This is a genomic window from Kribbella sp. NPDC004536 (assembly GCF_042873835.1).
Lineage (GTDB): Bacteria > Actinomycetota > Actinomycetes > Propionibacteriales > Kribbellaceae > Kribbella.
On sequence record NZ_JBIALY010000003.1, the window covers coordinates 560,166 to 575,583 of the forward strand.

Genomic DNA, 15,418 nt, shown 5'->3' on the forward strand with positions numbered 1-15,418 from the left:
GCTTCTCGTGACTGTTCCCTACACCCTGACCCGCGTCGGCGTACTGATGACGGCCGAGCCGGGCAACGAGCTCGAGGCGGAGGGCGTGCTGAACCCGGCCACCGGGCACACCCCGGACGGGCAGCTGTACCTGCTCCCGCGGCTCGTTGCTACCGGCAACGTGTCGCGGGTCGGGCTGGCCGCCGTGGTGCTCGACGACGGAGTGCCGGCCGGCGTCCGGCGCGAAGGCGTCGTGCTCGCGCCGGACGAGGGATGGGAGCGCGGCAAGAACAACGCGGGCGTGGAGGATCCGCGGGTGACGTACGTGCCGTCGCTCGGGCTGCACGTGATGACGTACGTCGCGTACGGCCCGCTCGGCCCGAAGCCCGCGCTCGCTGTGTCGTCGGACCTGCGCGAGTGGCGGCGGCTCGGCCCGTTGCACTTCGAGTACCAGCCTGAGCTGGACACCGACCTGAACCTGTTCCCGAACAAGGACACCGTCTTCTTTCCGGAGCCGGTACCCGGGCCGGACGGCGTTCCGTCGTACGCGATGCTGCATCGCCCGATGTGGGACCTCGGGTGGTTCCGCGAAGGCGAAGGCGTGCACCTGCCGGCCGGGATCACCGACGACCGGCCCGGCATCTGGGTGTCGTTCGTACCGGTGGCGGACGTCGAGGCCGACGTACGGAACCTCGTCCACCTGCGGAACCACCGCCTGGTCGCGATGTCGGAGTACCCGTTCGAGGAACTCAAGATCGGCGCCGGTCCAGCCCCGCTGCGGGTGCCCGAGGGCTGGCTGGTACTGCACCACGGCGTCACCGGCGAACAGCCGCAGGGCTTCGACCCGACCACCCAGAAGGTCCGGTACGCCGCCGGTGCGCTGATCCTGGACCCGAACGACGTGACCCGGGTGATCGCCCGGACCGCGGAGCCGCTGCTGGTCCCCGAAACCGAGGCGGAAATGGTCGGAACTGTCGGAAACGTCGTCTTCCCGACTGCGATCGAAGAGATCGAGGGCCAGTACTACGTCTTCTACGGAATGGCCGACGCTGCCATCGGCGTCGCCAGATTGGACCGGACGACATGAAACCAACCCGCCGCACCGTCCTCGGCGGAGCAGTCGCAGTAGCTGCCGCATCCAGCGTCTCCCTGCCGGCCACCGCCGCCGGGCGACTGTCCAACCTCGCCCACCTCGACTTCCTGCGCACCGCGGTCGTACCACCGGCCGCGCCCGGCCACGCCACGTACGGCTCCGGGCCGATCGGTGTGCTCTGGACGTACGCCGAACACCAGGCCGACGGGTCGTACAAGCGGGTCGGCGGTGGAACGTACGACGCCGCGACGAACACGTACGGGCAGGGCGCGTTCAACGCGGACGACATCGCGCGGGCGGCCGTTGTGTACGTGCGGCATTGGCAGCAGTTCCGTCGTACGGCCTCGCTCGACGCGGCTCGGGAACTCCTGCGGGCGTTGACGTTCCTGCAGTCCCCGAACGGCAACGTCGTGCTGTGGATGCAGCCCGACGGCACCCTCAACCCGAGCGCGGAGCCGGTCGAACTCCCGGATCCGTCCGACTCCGGCCCGTCGTACTGGCTGGCGCGAACTGTCTGGGCGTTGGGGGAGGGGTACGCCGCATTCCGGCACACGGACGGCGCTTTCGCAGGTTTCCTGCGGGATCGGCTCGAGTTGGCTCTGGCGGCGCTCGAACGTCAGGTGCTCGTGCGATACGGCGAGTACAACCTCGTCGACGGGCGTCGCCTCCCGGCCTGGCTGATTGTCAACGGCGCGGATGCGACCTCCGAGGCCGTGCTCGGACTGGCGGCCTATGTGCGTGCCGGCGGGTCGGCGTCCGCGCGCCGTGCGCTCGCCCGCTTCGCGGAGGGCATCGCGAAGCTCGGTGCAGGTTCGACCCGGGTCTGGCCGTTCCGCGCGTTGCTGCCGTGGGCGGAGTCCATCTCGGACTGGCACGCCTGGGGTGCGCAGATGCCGTCCGCGCTAGCCGCTGCCTCGTCCGCGCTCAGCCGACCGGACCTCCTCGGGCCTGCGATCGGTGACACGGCCGGCTTCACCCCGTTGCTGCTTACCTCGGGCGGCCCGGACAACGGCTGGCTGCCCGTGCCGATCGACCGGTCGCAGATCGCGTACGGCGTCGACGCCCGCTTACAGGCTCTCGTCGCCGTCGGTCAGCACCACCTCGCCGCCTTTGCCGCCGCCTGGTATTTCGGCGCGAACCACGCCGGGCAGCCGATGTACGACGTGACCACGGGCCGCACGTACGACGGGATCTCCGGCGACGGCTCGATCAACCGCAACTCCGGCGCCGAGTCCGCCATCCACGGCCAGCTCTCCCGGTCGTCAACGTCACCGAGACTCCGAGCCGAACCACGTGGAGCCTCGGCCTGCTCAACTACCAGGGCGGCCCACAAGGTATCTCCGCCGCTCCCGGCGCTCTCCTTCCTCTGACGCTTCCCAAACCGCTTCCTGCCCACGCAACCACCGTCACGGCCACCGGCACCGCTCAAATCGACGCACTGCTCCTCCTGCCACTTCTCAGCAGGCTCCAGATCGGCAGGGCGACCTTGCTGGTCAACGTGGACACACGTCCGCACGCGGTCGCCGGAAGCCACGCCTGGAACTACAACGCCTCCGGCCAACTAGTTGCCCAAGGCAAACCAGTCGTGGAGCCCGGAGGCTTCACCGTGCTGCTCGAATAACGCTACGTCAGCCGATCAGGATCTTCGGTGGGAGTCCGGTGAGGGCTTTGACGTCCCGGGTGAGGTGGGCCTGGTCGGCGTACCCGGTGATCATCGCGACGTCGGCGAGCGGCAGGCCGGTGCGGGCGTGGTCGAGGGCGACGTTCATCCAGAGGACGCGGTCGAGCATCTTCGGGCCGTAGCCGAATGCGTCCAGGCAGCGGCGGTGCAGCTGCCGTTCGCTCAGGCCGATTGTGCCGGCCAGCCGCGAGACGCCGGCGGTGCCGCGGAGCAGACCGCTGCGGACGCTGTTGACGATGTGCGTCGTCAGCCGGTCCTCCGGTTCGTCGAGCAGTCGTGCGACCTCGAGGTCCAGCGCCTCTGTCTGGTCGGGGGCTGATCTGATCCGGTCGAGGAGGCGGCGGCTGCGGTTCGGCGACCAGAGCTCGGCGAGCGGGACGCGTTCGTTCAGCAGATCGTGCGCCGGTACGCCGAGCAGCGCCGGCGCGGCACCCGGCGCGAACCGCACCCCGGCGTACCGCGTCCCGCGCGGTGCGGTGCCCGTCCACGCGCGACTGTCCGGGCCGGCGACGTACAGGTCGTCGTCCATCAGCAACACGTCCATGCACCCGTCGGGCAGGATGCGGAACTCCCCACCCTCGGCGGTCCGCGTCCACAGCTGAGCACCGGCGATACGCGCAGGACGCTCCCGGTACGGCTCGACCGCTACAGTCACGACTCCAGTCTGCTACGGCCCACCGACAGTTTCGGATCGCGTACCTGATCAGGCCGGTACGACGACGTCGACGACGAGGACGTCGACCGGGAGGTACTTGACCAGGGCAACGTTTTCGCGGACGAGTTCGTCGCGGACCGGGGCGCCGGTGCGGCGGTCGATCACCGTGCGCCAGATCTCGTTCCGGCGGAAGTAGTCGGCGCCGACGCGCAGGAAACGCTCGCCCTTCGAGAACACCCGGTACGACGACTCGGCCGGGACGTCGGCGAGGATCTCGCCCTCCAGGTACCGCTCGCCGACGCCGACGTGCAGCTGGAACGTCTGGTCGGTGTCGTTGCGGAACTGCAGGTCCACGTAGTTGTAGACGATGCTGCACCCGACACCCCACGGTAGCACCCGCCCGTTGTCCGGGAACGGGTCGAAGCTGTGCGTCGACCGCTGCGTCACCGTCAACGGCGAATGCAGCACCATCCAGTGCAGCAGGTTCGCGAGCTGGCAGATGCCGCCGCCGATCCCTGGCTTCGCCTGCCCGTTCGACAGCCGCATGCCCTTCGCGTACCCCTTGCGGCGGGTCGCATTGCCGACCACCTTGTTGAACGAGAACGTCTCACCCGGCCGGATCAGCAGTCCGTCCACCTGCGCACACGCGAGCTTGAGGTTGGTCACCTTGTTGTGCTGCATCCACATCTCGGTCTCCCCGAGTTGGCGCAACAGCAACGACTTGTGGCGCTTGATCCGCACCGGCAGATCGCCGGCGTCGTGCGTCGCGGCGTACGGCGTACTCGACCGCATCCACTCGATCCGCTTCACCATCCGGTGATACCGGACCGCGACCGGGTACAGCAGCCGGATCCGCTCGCTCCACCGCTTCCGGCGTACCGCGGGCAGCACACGCGCCCGTTCGGCCGGACTCAGCTCGTGTACGCCGACCCGCCATGCCTCAGGCGTACTTTCATCCAGCGGTGTGACCGTTGTGCTCACAGACATGTCCGTTCCCCGAGTCCGATCTCGTCACCGTACGCCGCCGCGCCCCCGAACCGATGACAACAGCAGCACAATCCCTTTGCGCAATCTGAGACGCCTGACTTCGGCAAAGAGTTGTGTCGCCGGGTGGATCAGCCTGCCGGTCGAGGACGTCGATCACCTCGTCCTCGCCGTGCGCCGGCGTCATCAGCCGAGTTCGAGAGCGGTGCAGACCCACCGGTTGCGCCGGATCTCGAGGCGGAGGGCAACGGCGCGGGACCGTCCGCCGTGCCGGACGTGCGCGGCGACCTCGGCGATCGACGGTTCCGGCATGAACACCCGGACCGAACGCACTGTGCTCTTCTCGTTCGCCCCCCGCGTACCCGCAGTCGAGTTCAGCCCGAGCAACCGAACCCGCCGATTCAACTCCAGAAACACCTGATCATCCGTAAACCGCACCAACTGCGAAATCGGCCGATCCCCCACCAGCACCTCACTGACCGCCTGAGCCAACCGCCCACCCCAAACCCGAACATCCGGCAACCCCGCCCGATCCCCCCGAACCCCCCGCTGCCCAGCACCAACCTCCGCCCCGCGCGCTCGTGCCGGACCGGCTTGCACGGTGCCCACACCAGCGCCAGCCTCCGCGCCGCGCGCCCGCGTCGTGCCGAACTCCCCGCCGCGTGCGTGCGTCGTGCCGGCGTGCGTCGTACGTGCCTCGGGTTCGTCGCCGTGGTCGGTCTCGGCGGGTTCGGCAGCCGCCGCTTGTGCGTTGAGCAGCTCGACCTTGGCGGCAGTTGCCGTGTCGTTCGCCTCGTGGCCGGCGGGATCCGGAGTGTTCGCGTCGTCTGTTGTGGGGACGGTGACGCGGGTGAGGTGGCGAGGAGCCGAGGCGACTCCCAGGCGGACGATGGCCTGGTGACGGAGGGCCAAGGCGCCTTCGGTGAGTTCGTCGGCGTAGCGGGCGGTCGCGGGTACGGCGTACTCGCCCGCATCCCGCGTCGCGGCCAGTCGCGGTCGGGTGACTGCGGCGTGCATCCCACCCGGTTCGGTCGCTCCAACGTTCCGCGTGAACGCTTCGGCTCCAGCTGGTACGACCGTCAGCGTGCCGCGCTGCGCGAGGCTCGCCTCGGTCGGCGTCGAGCTCGGCTGGGTGTCCTGCTCCGGATCGGCTGGTGCGCCGGGCCGCGTGGTTTCGTCGGCCTCCGCAGGTGCCTGGCCGTGTCGAGCGGTGACCAGCGAGAGGTCCGCGGTTGTCCCGGACCCGGGCGCGGGGGCGCTGTGGTCGTCCGAGGCGGGGAGCGAGTTGACGGCCATGAATGCCTCCGAGGTGTGCGGTGCCGGTTGATGGGTGGTGGGGGTTGGGTGGGTAGGCGCGCTGAAGCTGGTCGGGCTCGGGCTGGTCGGCTCGTCGTCGGCTGAGCCGGGCTCGGTTCGCCTGAGAACGGTTGGCCGAGAGCTGGCCGAGCCGGAGTTGGTTGGGTCGGAGTTGGCTGGGTCGGAGTTGGTTGGGCCCGAGTTGGTTGGGTCGAAGTTGGTTGGGCGGGGCTTGCTTTGGCCGGGTTCGGGTAGGCCGGGAGTGGATGGGCTCGAGTCGGCCCGGCCGGGCTTGGTTGGGTGCGAGTCGGTTGGGCCCGGAGTGGTTGGGCTGGGAGTGGTTGGGCTGGGAGCGGTGGGGCCGGGGGCGGTTGGGCTGGAGCTGTTGCGGCTCGGGGTGGTCGCCCGGTGGGTGGGGACGGCGGTCAGGGGAGCGGTGGGATGTGGTTCCGGGGGGTGGGGTTGGGGGTGGGTCATCTCACTGCTCCTGGGGGTGTGGCGGGAGGTGGTCGCCGGTGTGGGTGGGCGGGGTGCGGAGCACCTGGCCGGGGAGGATGAGGTCGGGGTTCTTCCCGATCACGTGACGGTTGGCGGCGTACCAGTCGTGCCAGCGGGCGGTGATGGCTTCGGAGGTTGCGGTGGGGCCCAGTTCGCGGGCGGCGATGGACCAGAGCGAGTCGCCTTCGCGTACGACGACGCTGACGGGGAGGTTCGGGCGGAGCTCGGTGTACCTGGTGGGCGCCCCATCGGTCGGCCGATCCGGCACCCCCACCCGCGACCGCCCAGCAGTCTGCTCCGGCACAGTCGGCTTGCCGTCCGACGTACGCGCAGAGTCGCCCGTCCGCCCGGCAGCCTGCTCGGGCGTGGTGAACCTGGTGTCGGACGTGCGCCCGGTGTCGGTTGGCCGTCCAGCGGTCTGTTCCGGTGCGGCGGGCTTGCTGTCTGACGTACGCGCGGAGTCGGTTGGCCGACCTGAGTTTGCCTGCTTGTCGGAGGTATTGCGCGAGGCGTGGGTCGCCTGGGTGATGGGGAGGGTGGAGGCGGGCTCGGTCACTCGGTAGTCCGAGGGGTTCGGGGTGGTTCCGCCGATCTCCAGTGACGACGCTGCCTTGGTGGCGCGGTAGTCGGTGGGGTTCTGGTGTGCGGTGGTGTCGCCGATCTGGAGGGATGAGGCGGGCTCGGTCGCGCGGTAGTTGCCGGTGTGGTGGCCGTCGGTCTCCCGCGACGAAGCTGCTTGGGTCCCGCGGTAGTCGGTCGCGTTCTGGTTCGGGGCTGTACCGCCGATCTCCAGTGACGACGCTGCCTCGGTTCCGCGGTAGTCGGTGGGGTTCTGGTGTGGGGTGGTGCCGCGGATCTCGAGGGATGAGGCGGGTTCCGTCGAGCGGTAGGTGTTGGTGTCGGTGGTGAGCTTCAGGCGGGAGGCTGCTTCGGCGGGGAGGTACGTGGCGGGGAGGGCTGGTTGGGCGGGTTGGGTGGTGTGGCGTACGTGGGCGGTGTCGGGGGTGGCGTGGGCTGCGCCGATGGTGAGTGGGGTGACGGCGGCGACGCCGAGGCCGGAGCGGAGTAGGGCTCGGGCTGTCTTGGTGGTGATCCGGCCCGCGACCGCGCCGGCCAGTTCGCCGACGACGCCTGGGACCTGCTCCAGGACGGTGAGTACGACGGCCAGCGCGAGCCAGGCATAGGCGATCCACGCGATCGTCCCGACCGCAAGAACCGTCAGCGAGTCCAAGTCGTACGTGCGGAGGCCGCTGATCGAACCGGCGGTCATCCAGTGCAGGAGCCAGCCGAGCCCGGCCAGTGCGAGGACCGCGAGGGTTCCTTTGAGTACCCGGATCATCGCGTTCATCCCGCTTCGCTCCCGACCTATGAGTTTGCGTTAGTTTGCTTTGGCTTGACCACTATAGACCGGTACTAGTACGCATTTGCAAGTCCTTAACACACGCTGCGTAGGTTTCGGCTGCGCAGGGTGAAACCGCACGACCGGTAAGTTCACGGTCATGCGGTGGGATGCGTTGTTCGCGGACCTGGAGTCGCAGTTCGAGGCGCTCCAGGACAGTGACCTGTACGGCGAGGTGGCGGACCGGATCCGGGCCGAGGTCGGGAAGATCACCGTGCTGGACCGGCTGCGCGGCGCGGTCGACACCGTCGTACGCGTCGAGGTGCAGGACGCGGACCCGATCCGAGGGCTGCTCAGCCGGGTCGGGAAGGACTGCCTGCTGATCGAGACCGAGCGCTACGAGGAATGGCTGATCCCGGTCGAGGCGCTGGTCGCCGTGCACCGGCTCGGGCCGTGGGCGGAGCCGGCCGTCGGCGCGGTCGAGGGCAAGCTCGGCCTGGCCCATCTGCTTCGCGGGATCGCCCGTGACCGCTCACCGGTGACGCTGTTCTGCAGCGGCGGCGGTCCGGTCACCGGGACCATCGACCGCGTCGGCGCCGACTTCGTCGAGATCGCCGAGCACCCCCTGGACGCGCCACGCCGCCGTACCGAGGTCTACAACGTCCGCCTGGTCCCCACCCAGGCGCTCCGGGCGCTTCGCCGCCGCTGACCAACTGCCGGGGGAGGACTCACCTGCCCGGGGCTGCAGACAAGGTATTGCCTGTGCGCCGCCCCCATTTCCTGTTCACACGCCCGGCGCCAGCCCGCCGGGCGAGCGGCGGCTTACAGGTGGGCGTCTTCGGACGCTTCTGCGTCTTCGCCGAAGGGGTGGTTGTCGATGAAGGTTTTCGTCTCGGTGTAGAGCCGCTCGATGTACTTCTCCAGTTCCGACGACTCGACCCGCCACTGGCCGCGGCCGCCGATCTTGACCGCGGGGATGTCGCCGCGGCGGACCAGTGCGTACACCTGGTTGGCGGAGATGTTCAGGACCTCGGCGACGTCGGCGAGCTGGAGGAAACGGGGACCCGGCATCGTCGGACTCCTTCGGATAGTGGCTGGTTCCTTCAGTTTGCCACGGTTGGCGCGTGGACGACCGAGTTTGTCCCCAGGCCATGACAGCCTGTGGATGACCGTTCACGCCTGGTTCGGCGAACAGGCAGAATGTCCGCCGACAGGCGATCCATCCACTGGGGAGATGACGTGGTCGAGACACAGGTGCGGAGCGGGTTCGGTGCGCCGGCCGCTCCGGCGCAGCGCAACCGGAAGGCGCGCTGGCGCGACGGCCGCCTGGTGCTCGGCGTGCTGCTGGTCGCCGTCACCGCGCTGGCCGGCGCGAAGCTGCTGTCGTCCGCGGACGACACGACCACGATCTGGGCGGCCAAGCACGAGCTCCGGGTCGGCAGCCCGCTGACCGACGACGACCTGACCACGGTCCGGGTCAAGTTCACCAGCAGCAACGACTCGGGCAAGTACCTGTCCGCCGACGCCGATCTGAAGGGCCTGATCGTCGGCCGGACAGTCGGCCAGGGCGAGTTCGTGCCGAAGGATGCGGCCGTCACCCAGGCCGACAAGGACCGCACCGAGCTGCCGTTGTCGATCGCCACCGGGCATCTGCCGCCCGACCTCGGGGTCGGGGACGTCGTCGACGTCTGGGTGGTGCCCAAGGAGGACGGTCAGGCGGCGGCGAAGTGGTGGGCCGGCGTCCGCGTTCTGCAGGTCGACTCGGTGAAGGGTGTGGCGGGCGGCTCCGCACGCCGGCAGGTCACGGTGGACCTGAGCCAGAGCGACCTCAACCGGATGGGCGCAGCCCTGGCCGCGATCAACGTCGGTGAGCCGACCCTGGTCCGGAAGGCCGGCTGATGTCGATCCCAGTCCTGCTCGCGGTGACCGGGGCGCCGTGGGAAGCAGACGTCGTACGCCGCACCGAGCAGGCGTCAGGTATCCGGGTCGTCCGGCGCTGCGTGGACATCGCCGACGTGATGGCCGCGGCCGCCAGCGGGCAGGCCCGGGCGGTACTGATCGCCGACGCGCTGGCCCGGCTGTCGTCGGACGCCGTCGCGGCGCTGCACGCCCGCGGCATCGTCGTCCTCGCCCTGGTCGATCCGCTCGAGACCGGCGCGCCGTTCGGGGCCGAGGACCGGCTGGCGCGGATGGGGATCGAGCGGATCCTGCCGGCCGACGTCAGCCCGTCGGACCTCGGCCGGGCGGTCGCCGACGCGGTCGAGTCAGGTCCGCCGGTTGCCAGCTCGCACTTCGCGGGCGGGTTCGTGCCGCTCACGCCGGAGGACATCGCCAACCCGAAGCCGCCCGCGTTCCCGCAGGGCACCGGCCGGCTGATCGCGGTCTGGGGCCCGACCGGCGCTCCCGGCCGGACGACGGTCGCCGTCAACCTGGCGACCGAGCTGTCGCTGCGCCGCGTGCCGACCCTGCTCGCGGACGCCGATGTGTACGGCGGCACCGTCGCCCAGATGCTCGGCATGCTCGACGAGACCTCCGGGCTGGCGGCCGCGGCACGGTCGGCGTCGAACGGCTCGCTCGACACGGTGATGCTCGCCCGGCATTCCCGCGAGCTGAACCCGCACCTCCTGGTGCTGTCCGGTCTGAGTCGTGCCGACCGCTGGACCGAGCTCCGCCCGGCGGCGGTCGAGTCGATCTGGGCGACCGCCCGGACGCTGGCACCGCTGACGATCGTGGACGCCGGCTTCTGCATCGAGACCGACGAGGAGATCTCGTTCGACTCGCTGGCGCCCCGCCGCAACGGTGCGACCGTGGCTACCCTCGAGGAGGCCGACGAGGTGATCGTGGTCGGTACGGCGGACCCGGTCGGCCTGACCCGCCTGATCCGGGCGGTCCACGAGGTACGCGGGGTCGTCCCGTCGGTCGGCGTCCGCGTCGTCGTGAACCGGCTCCGTTCAGGCGCGCTCGGCGGCTCGCCGGCGGATGCGGCGACCGACGCGTTGCGGCAGTACGCCGGCATCGACCGCGCCGTCCTCCTGCCGTACGACCTGAGCGCGACCGACGCCGCGATGGCACACGGGCGCAGCCTCGCCGACGCCGCGAAGTCGAGCAAGCTCCGCAAGGCCTTCCAGCAACTGGCCGCCGAGGTCGCCGACGCTTTCCACACGGTCCCCGCCTGACCTCAGGGTCGATCCGGGGGATTACCCGACCGACAGGACGGCGATCGTCTGCCAGGGTTGAGGTATGCCTGACGTCCAGAGCCGCCCACGAGGTTCGATGAGTCCCGAGCGCCGCTACGGGATCGCCATCTCCGTCGCGCTCATCCTCGGTGGCGTGTACTGGGCGCTGACCGGTCTGACCTCGGGCACCAAGTCGGACCAGAGCAGCTACCCGGTCGACGGCACCAGCCTGCTGGTGAAGGGCGGGTCGGCGACGGTCGAGGTCCGGCCCGGCGACGGTGCCGAGGTGAAGGTCGACCGGCAGTTCGAGCGGAACGTGTTCGGCTCGGACCCGAAGGAGAAGTACGACCCGAACGAGCACCAGCTCGAGCTCGACAGCGGCGGTTGCGGGATCCTGTCCTTCGGCTGCAAGACGAACTACGTGCTGACCGTCCCGCGGGACGTGAAGCTGACGGTCGAGACCAGCAGCGGAGAGGTGACGGTGTCCGGGCTCCAGGACGGCCTGAACGTGAAGACCAGTTCGGGCGACGTCGCGGTGCACGACGTCGGCGGGCCCCTGGACCTGCGGTCGAGTTCGGGAGATCTGGACGCGGACGGGCTGACCTCGACGACGGTGACGACCAGTTCGAGCTCGGGCAGCGCCTCGCTGGAGTTCGTCGTCGCGCCGCAGTCGGTCGAGTCGAAGTCGAGCTCCGGCGACGTGACGATCGGCATCCCGGACGCCGGCGACGCGTACAAGCTCGACACCAAGACGTCGTCCGGCGACGAGTCGGCGAACATCAAGACCGACCCGGCCGCGACCCGGCAGATCACCGCGCGGACGTCGTCCGGCGACGTCTCCGTCGAATACACGCACTAGCGGGCGAGGCGGGGCGACCACGCCGAGTGAGATCGAGGGTGGGGAGGGTGAGCGCCCCGGTGGTCTGAGTAGGCTTGCCGCCATGGTCGAGGTGCGTGGTCTGCTCGTGGACTGGGGCGGCGTCCTCACCTCGGGCCTGGAGCCGGCGCTGCGGCGCTGGGCGGAGCTCGACGACTTCGACTTCGACGCGTACCTGGAAGCGGTACTGAAATGGCTGCCGTCCGAGAACGCGATCACCGCCGAGCTCAACCCGGTGCACGCGCTCGAACGCGGCCAGCTCGCGGTGCCCGACTTCGAGCGCAAACTCGCCTCGCTGCTGGTCCGCCGCGACGGTACGCCGGTCCCCGCCGAGGGGCTGATCGAGCGGATGTTCGCGCACTTCGAGCACCAGCCTGCGATGGCCGCCCTGGTCCGCCGGGTCAACCAGCGCGGGATCCGGACCGCGTTGCTGTCCAACTCCTGGGGCAACACCTACCCGCGCGACACCTGGGACGGGATGTTCGACGACATCGTGATCTCGGGTGAGGTCGGGCTGCGCAAGCCCGAACCGGAGATCTTCCGGCTGGCCGCCGGCCGGCTCGGCCTGGAACCGGCCGAGTGCGTGTTCGTCGACGACCTGCAACTCAACGTCGACGGCGCCCGTGCGGTCGGGATGACCGCGATCCTTCACACCGAGTACGACGAGACCCGGCGAGCGCTGGAAGACCTGTTCGGAGCCGACCTGACGTGACCGTGACCACCCCTGCTTCCTCCCCAGCCCGGCCGGCCGGCCGCCGGCGCGCCCTGATCGCGATCCTGGCCTGTGCCGTCCTCGTCGCGATCGGCGCGTGGATCGGCAGTCTGTTCGGCGGCATGATCGACCTGCGCGTGTACCGGATGGGCGGCTCGGTCCTGCTGCACGGCGGCTCGCTGTACGACGCGAAGCTGCCCGGCGGTTCCGGGTTGCCGTTCACGTACCCGCCGTTCGCGGCGATCGCGATGGTCCCGCTGGCCGCCGTACCGTGGGGCGTCGCGCTGGTGGCGTGGACGACCCTCTCGGTGCTGTGCATCACCGCGCTCTGGCGGACCAGCCTGACCAAGACGTTCTGGTCGTTCGTGACGCAGCGCAAGCGGACGGCGGTGCTGGTCGCGCTGACGATCCTGTCGCTGCTGCTGGAGCCGGTCTGGCAGACGATCCAGTTCGGCCAGATCAACCTGTTGCTAACGGCAATGATCCTGCTCGACCTGGTCCGGCCGAACGACACCCGGCTGCGCGGGTTCTGGGTCGGCGTCACGATCGGCGTGAAGCTGACGCCGCTGCCGTTCCTCGCGCTGCTCGTGGTGACGAAGCAGTGGCGCGCGCTGCGCAACGCCGTCCTCGGGCTGCTCGCGACGATGGCGATCGGGTTCGCGATCGTCCCGCACCAGTCGTGGCGGTACTGGACCGACGTGATCCTGGACGCGAACCGGGTCGGCGGGATCGCGTACACCGGCAACCAGTCGTTCAACGGGTTCCTGCACCGGATCGGCGACGAGGCGAGCTGGGTCCAGCCGACCTGGTTCGTACTGTCGGCGGTGTTCGGGCTGGCCGTGCTGTGGCTGGCGCGCAAGTACTGGCTGGCCGACGAGCGGGTGACCGCGATCTCGGTGATGGCGCTCGCGGTGCTGTACGCGTCTCCGATCTCGTGGAGCCACCACTGGGTGTGGATCATCCCGCTCGGCGTCAGCCTGATCCGCGGCGTGAACCGCGTCTGGGGCCTGAACCCGGCGGTCGTCACCGGGGTCCTGTTCTACGGCCTGTTCGTACTGCGCTCGATCTGGTGGGTCCCGTACCGCGACGACCGCGAACTCAGCTGGACCTTCTGGCAGTCGATCCCCGGCAACTCGCACCTGATCGTCGGCATGATCGCGTTCATCCTGCTGGTCGTCACCAGCCGCGGCATCTCGAAGAACTCAGGACGAGAAGAGCAGCAGTAGCCCGGCGCAGGTGTAGCCGACCATCACGACGAGCAGCGGCAACTGTCCGGCCAGCGCCTTGGCCCGGGGGAACAGCGCGACGGCTCGGTCGTGGGCGGAGATGACGCCCAGCAGGTGCCCGCAGACGACGGCCAGGACCTGGATGACGGCGATCATCGTGCTGTGGTTGGTGATGCCGGTGTTCACCGCGAGCAGGCCGGTGCCGAAGACGTTGGCGCCGTTGCTCAGCGGGTCGCTCAGGTAGATGAGCGTCCGCTGGCCCTCCAGGATGAACAGGGTCAGGTAGTGCGCGACGACGTACCCGAAGGCGATCGGTACGACGGAGTGCGCGAACAGGCCCGGTAGCGACGTCCGCGAACTGTCGGACAGCCGGCCCGCGAGGACCGTGGCGCCGGAGTACGTGACCAGTACGAACAGGATGAACACGATCAGCGCTCCGGTGCCGAGCCACGTCATCGAGATGTCCTGGTTCTGCGCCCAGCCGACCCACGCCGACGAGTTCGAGAACCCGTCGTAGGCCGTCGAACCGAGCAGTGCGGCGACCATTCCGACCAGGCCGGGCTGGGCGCGGAGCCCGTCGAGGTTCTCGAGCGGACGCCGTACGACGAGCGCACCGTCGGTACGGCGGCCCCACGGCGACAGGCGGGCCATCAACGTCGCGTACACCTCGAACGGATCGCCCTGCGCAAACCACCGGTCGCCGAACAGGATCGCGCCGAAGAGCTGGATCACGACGTACAGCGCCATCCACGCCTGCAGGACCGGGATGGTCGCACGGTCCGGGGCGACCAGTTCGAGCCAGGTGAACGCGAAGATGCCGAGCGCGGCCGGCCACAGGCCTGCCCAGCGCGGCAGCTCCAGCAGACCCTTCGACGGCGGCTGGCGGAGCAGCTTCGACAGCAGCAGGTGCAGCGTGCGCAGCGGGTTGAGGGTCCGCCAGACCGGTCCGAACACCAGCGAGATCGGGACCAGCCCGACCCAGACCAGGATGTAGACGAACCCGAAGATCGGGTTGGTCAGCCGGTCGACGCCGAAGACCAGCGAGAACATCGCGTACAGGAAGATCGCCAGCCCGAGCAGCCGGACCACCCACCGGAACCAGCCGGCGTCGACCGTCCGGGTGATTGCGGCGGGCAACGGCTTCCCGGACCGGTTCCCGCGGTACTTCGGGCTCCGCCAGGCGAGTCCGAGCACGACGAACGACACCGCGACCGCGACCGCCGCGCCGCCGACCGCCAGCCCGAACGGGATCGGCAGGTCCTGACGACCCCCGATCCCATGCAGCGCGATCACGAGACGACGAGCTTGGCGACCAGCTTGCCGCTCTTGTGGGTCTCGACCTCGAAGGTGCCCTTCATGTTCGCGGTGAACTTCACCGACGCGGGCTTGCCCGGGGTCAGCTCGAGCTCCTTGTCGTACCCGTGGATGTGCAGTTCCTCGTCGGCGTCGCTCAGCGCGGTGACCAGGACGGTCTGCCCGGCCTTCACCTTGATGGTCGCGCCGCTGGGGTTGACCTTGCCGTTGGCAACGGTGACGTTGATCGTCACGTCCGCGGTCTCACCGGACGGGTCGGCGGTGTTCGACGGGGAGCTGGTGTTCGGCGCGCCCGGGGTCGGGGTGTTGGTCGGCAGGGTCGACGTCGGCGTACTGGCCGGGGCGCTCGGCGAGGGGGTGTTGCTGCCGCTGCTGTCGCCGCCACCACAGCCGGCCAGGACCAGCAGGCCGAGGGTGGGCAGGAGAGCGGTGGCGGCACCGCGGGTAAGCGTCGTACGCATCGGTCCAGAGGCCTTTCGAGGGGTCGTATGACATCACCGGGTGCGGGACACACCCTCTTGCCTGACGAACACCGATAGCTCAGTGTTCCCGTACGAGCAGTGTTGCAGCACACTGTCGGAGCTGCCC

General features: G+C 69.7%; 16 protein-coding genes. 9 read left to right on the top strand and 7 right to left on the bottom strand.

From position 1 onward, the window contains the following. Nucleotides 1-7: 7 nt before the first annotated feature. The 3 genes from ACFYRU_RS27875 to ACFYRU_RS27885 all read left to right on the top strand — a co-directional run bounded on the left by ACFYRU_RS27875 (nt 8) and on the right by ACFYRU_RS27885 (nt 2,693). Nucleotides 8-1,066, top strand: coding sequence for a glycosidase (locus tag ACFYRU_RS27875; protein ID WP_387663704.1), 1,059 nt, complete (start codon nt 8-10; stop codon nt 1,064-1,066). Beyond that, the gene (locus tag ACFYRU_RS27880; RefSeq protein WP_387663706.1) at nt 1,063-2,442 is read left to right on the top strand and encodes a hypothetical protein; all 1,380 of its coding nucleotides are present in this window, start codon (nt 1,063-1,065) and stop codon (nt 2,440-2,442) included. Before ACFYRU_RS27875 ends, ACFYRU_RS27880 begins: the two co-directional genes overlap by 4 nt. Nucleotides 2,443-2,570: 128 nt before the next feature. After that, complete coding sequence (locus tag ACFYRU_RS27885) at nt 2,571-2,693, top strand: hypothetical protein (RefSeq protein WP_387663707.1); 123 nt, start codon at nt 2,571-2,573, stop codon at nt 2,691-2,693. A 7-nt stretch (nt 2,694-2,700) separates the two neighbouring features. Here ACFYRU_RS27885 and ACFYRU_RS27890 read toward each other — a convergent pair whose 3' ends face one another. The 4 genes from ACFYRU_RS27890 to ACFYRU_RS27905 form a co-directional block, all read right to left on the bottom strand. Then, nucleotides 2,701-3,408, bottom strand: coding sequence for a helix-turn-helix domain-containing protein (locus tag ACFYRU_RS27890; protein ID WP_387663709.1), 708 nt, complete (start codon nt 3,406-3,408; stop codon nt 2,701-2,703). A gap of 48 nt (nt 3,409-3,456) precedes the next feature. Then, a complete protein-coding gene (locus tag ACFYRU_RS27895; protein ID WP_387663711.1) occupies nt 3,457-4,395 on the bottom strand; it encodes a VanW family protein in 939 nt (312 codons plus the stop codon). A 183-nt stretch (nt 4,396-4,578) separates the two neighbouring features. After that, nucleotides 4,579-5,688: an Rv3235 family protein gene (locus ACFYRU_RS27900; RefSeq protein ID WP_387663713.1), complete on the bottom strand. Its 1,110-nt coding sequence runs from the start codon at nt 5,686-5,688 to the stop codon at nt 4,579-4,581. A gap of 478 nt (nt 5,689-6,166) precedes the next feature. Beyond that, entirely contained in the window at nt 6,167-7,534 is a 1,368-nt protein-coding gene (locus ACFYRU_RS27905) for a LysM peptidoglycan-binding domain-containing protein (RefSeq protein ID WP_387663714.1), read from the bottom strand. 151 nt (nt 7,535-7,685) lie between these two features. On the opposite strand from ACFYRU_RS27905, the gene ACFYRU_RS27910 reads away from it, so the two are divergent. Further along, a complete protein-coding gene (locus ACFYRU_RS27910) occupies nt 7,686-8,234 on the top strand; it encodes a hypothetical protein (protein WP_387663716.1) in 549 nt (182 codons plus the stop codon). 113 nt (nt 8,235-8,347) lie between these two features. Here the strand turns inward: ACFYRU_RS27910 and ACFYRU_RS27915 are convergent, their stop codons facing one another. Further along, nucleotides 8,348-8,596, bottom strand: coding sequence for a helix-turn-helix domain-containing protein (locus ACFYRU_RS27915; RefSeq protein WP_387663718.1), 249 nt, complete (start codon nt 8,594-8,596; stop codon nt 8,348-8,350). Nucleotides 8,597-8,764: 168 nt separating this feature from the next. Here ACFYRU_RS27915 and ACFYRU_RS27920 point away from each other — a divergent pair, with 168 nt between their 5' ends. The 5 genes from ACFYRU_RS27920 to ACFYRU_RS27940 all read left to right on the top strand — a co-directional run bounded on the left by ACFYRU_RS27920 (nt 8,765) and on the right by ACFYRU_RS27940 (nt 13,516). Then, nucleotides 8,765-9,424: an SAF domain-containing protein gene (locus ACFYRU_RS27920; protein ID WP_387663720.1), complete on the top strand. Its 660-nt coding sequence runs from the start codon at nt 8,765-8,767 to the stop codon at nt 9,422-9,424. After that, complete coding sequence (locus tag ACFYRU_RS27925; protein WP_387663722.1) at nt 9,424-10,701, top strand: CpaE family protein; 1,278 nt, start codon at nt 9,424-9,426, stop codon at nt 10,699-10,701. The genes ACFYRU_RS27920 and ACFYRU_RS27925 overlap by 1 nt, the downstream gene beginning before the upstream one ends. A 64-nt stretch (nt 10,702-10,765) precedes the next feature. Next, nucleotides 10,766-11,560, top strand: coding sequence for a DUF4097 family beta strand repeat-containing protein (locus ACFYRU_RS27930; protein WP_387663724.1), 795 nt, complete (start codon nt 10,766-10,768; stop codon nt 11,558-11,560). Nucleotides 11,561-11,642: 82 nt separating this feature from the next. Beyond that, on the top strand, nt 11,643-12,290 hold the full coding sequence (locus ACFYRU_RS27935; RefSeq protein ID WP_387663726.1) for an HAD family hydrolase: 648 nt from the start codon (nt 11,643-11,645) through the stop codon (nt 12,288-12,290). Further along, the gene (locus ACFYRU_RS27940; RefSeq protein ID WP_387663728.1) at nt 12,287-13,516 is read left to right on the top strand and encodes a glycosyltransferase 87 family protein; all 1,230 of its coding nucleotides are present in this window, start codon (nt 12,287-12,289) and stop codon (nt 13,514-13,516) included. Before ACFYRU_RS27935 ends, ACFYRU_RS27940 begins: the two co-directional genes overlap by 4 nt. Here the strand turns inward: ACFYRU_RS27940 and ACFYRU_RS27945 are convergent. After that, nucleotides 13,493-14,809 (bottom strand): hypothetical protein, encoded by a 1,317-nt coding sequence (locus ACFYRU_RS27945; RefSeq protein WP_387663730.1) that lies wholly within the window; start codon nt 14,807-14,809, stop codon nt 13,493-13,495. The genes ACFYRU_RS27940 and ACFYRU_RS27945 overlap by 24 nt on opposite strands. After that, nucleotides 14,806-15,291, bottom strand: a complete 486-nt coding sequence (locus ACFYRU_RS27950; protein WP_387663732.1) for a cupredoxin domain-containing protein — start codon at nt 15,289-15,291, stop codon at nt 14,806-14,808. Before ACFYRU_RS27950 ends, ACFYRU_RS27945 begins: the two co-directional genes overlap by 4 nt. Nucleotides 15,292-15,418 lie beyond the last annotated feature (127 nt).

Excerpts from the sequence above, each read along its gene's own strand:
- ACFYRU_RS27880 (WP_387663706.1), top strand. The coding sequence starts at position 1,063 with ATGAAACCAACCCGCCGCACCGTCCTCGGCGGAGCAGTCGCAGTAGCT.
- ACFYRU_RS27895 (WP_387663711.1), bottom strand. The coding sequence starts at position 4,395 with ATGTCTGTGAGCACAACGGTCACACCGCTGGATGAAAGTACGCCTGAG.
- ACFYRU_RS27900 (WP_387663713.1), bottom strand. The coding sequence starts at position 5,688 with ATGGCCGTCAACTCGCTCCCCGCCTCGGACGACCACAGCGCCCCCGCG.
- ACFYRU_RS27905 (WP_387663714.1), bottom strand. The coding sequence starts at position 7,534 with ATGAACGCGATGATCCGGGTACTCAAAGGAACCCTCGCGGTCCTCGCA.
- ACFYRU_RS27910 (WP_387663716.1), top strand. The coding sequence starts at position 7,686 with ATGCGGTGGGATGCGTTGTTCGCGGACCTGGAGTCGCAGTTCGAGGCG.
- ACFYRU_RS27915 (WP_387663718.1), bottom strand. The coding sequence starts at position 8,596 with ATGCCGGGTCCCCGTTTCCTCCAGCTCGCCGACGTCGCCGAGGTCCTG.
- ACFYRU_RS27925 (WP_387663722.1), top strand. The coding sequence starts at position 9,424 with ATGTCGATCCCAGTCCTGCTCGCGGTGACCGGGGCGCCGTGGGAAGCA.
- ACFYRU_RS27930 (WP_387663724.1), top strand. The coding sequence starts at position 10,766 with ATGCCTGACGTCCAGAGCCGCCCACGAGGTTCGATGAGTCCCGAGCGC.
- ACFYRU_RS27935 (WP_387663726.1), top strand. The coding sequence starts at position 11,643 with ATGGTCGAGGTGCGTGGTCTGCTCGTGGACTGGGGCGGCGTCCTCACC.
- ACFYRU_RS27950 (WP_387663732.1), bottom strand. The coding sequence starts at position 15,291 with ATGCGTACGACGCTTACCCGCGGTGCCGCCACCGCTCTCCTGCCCACC.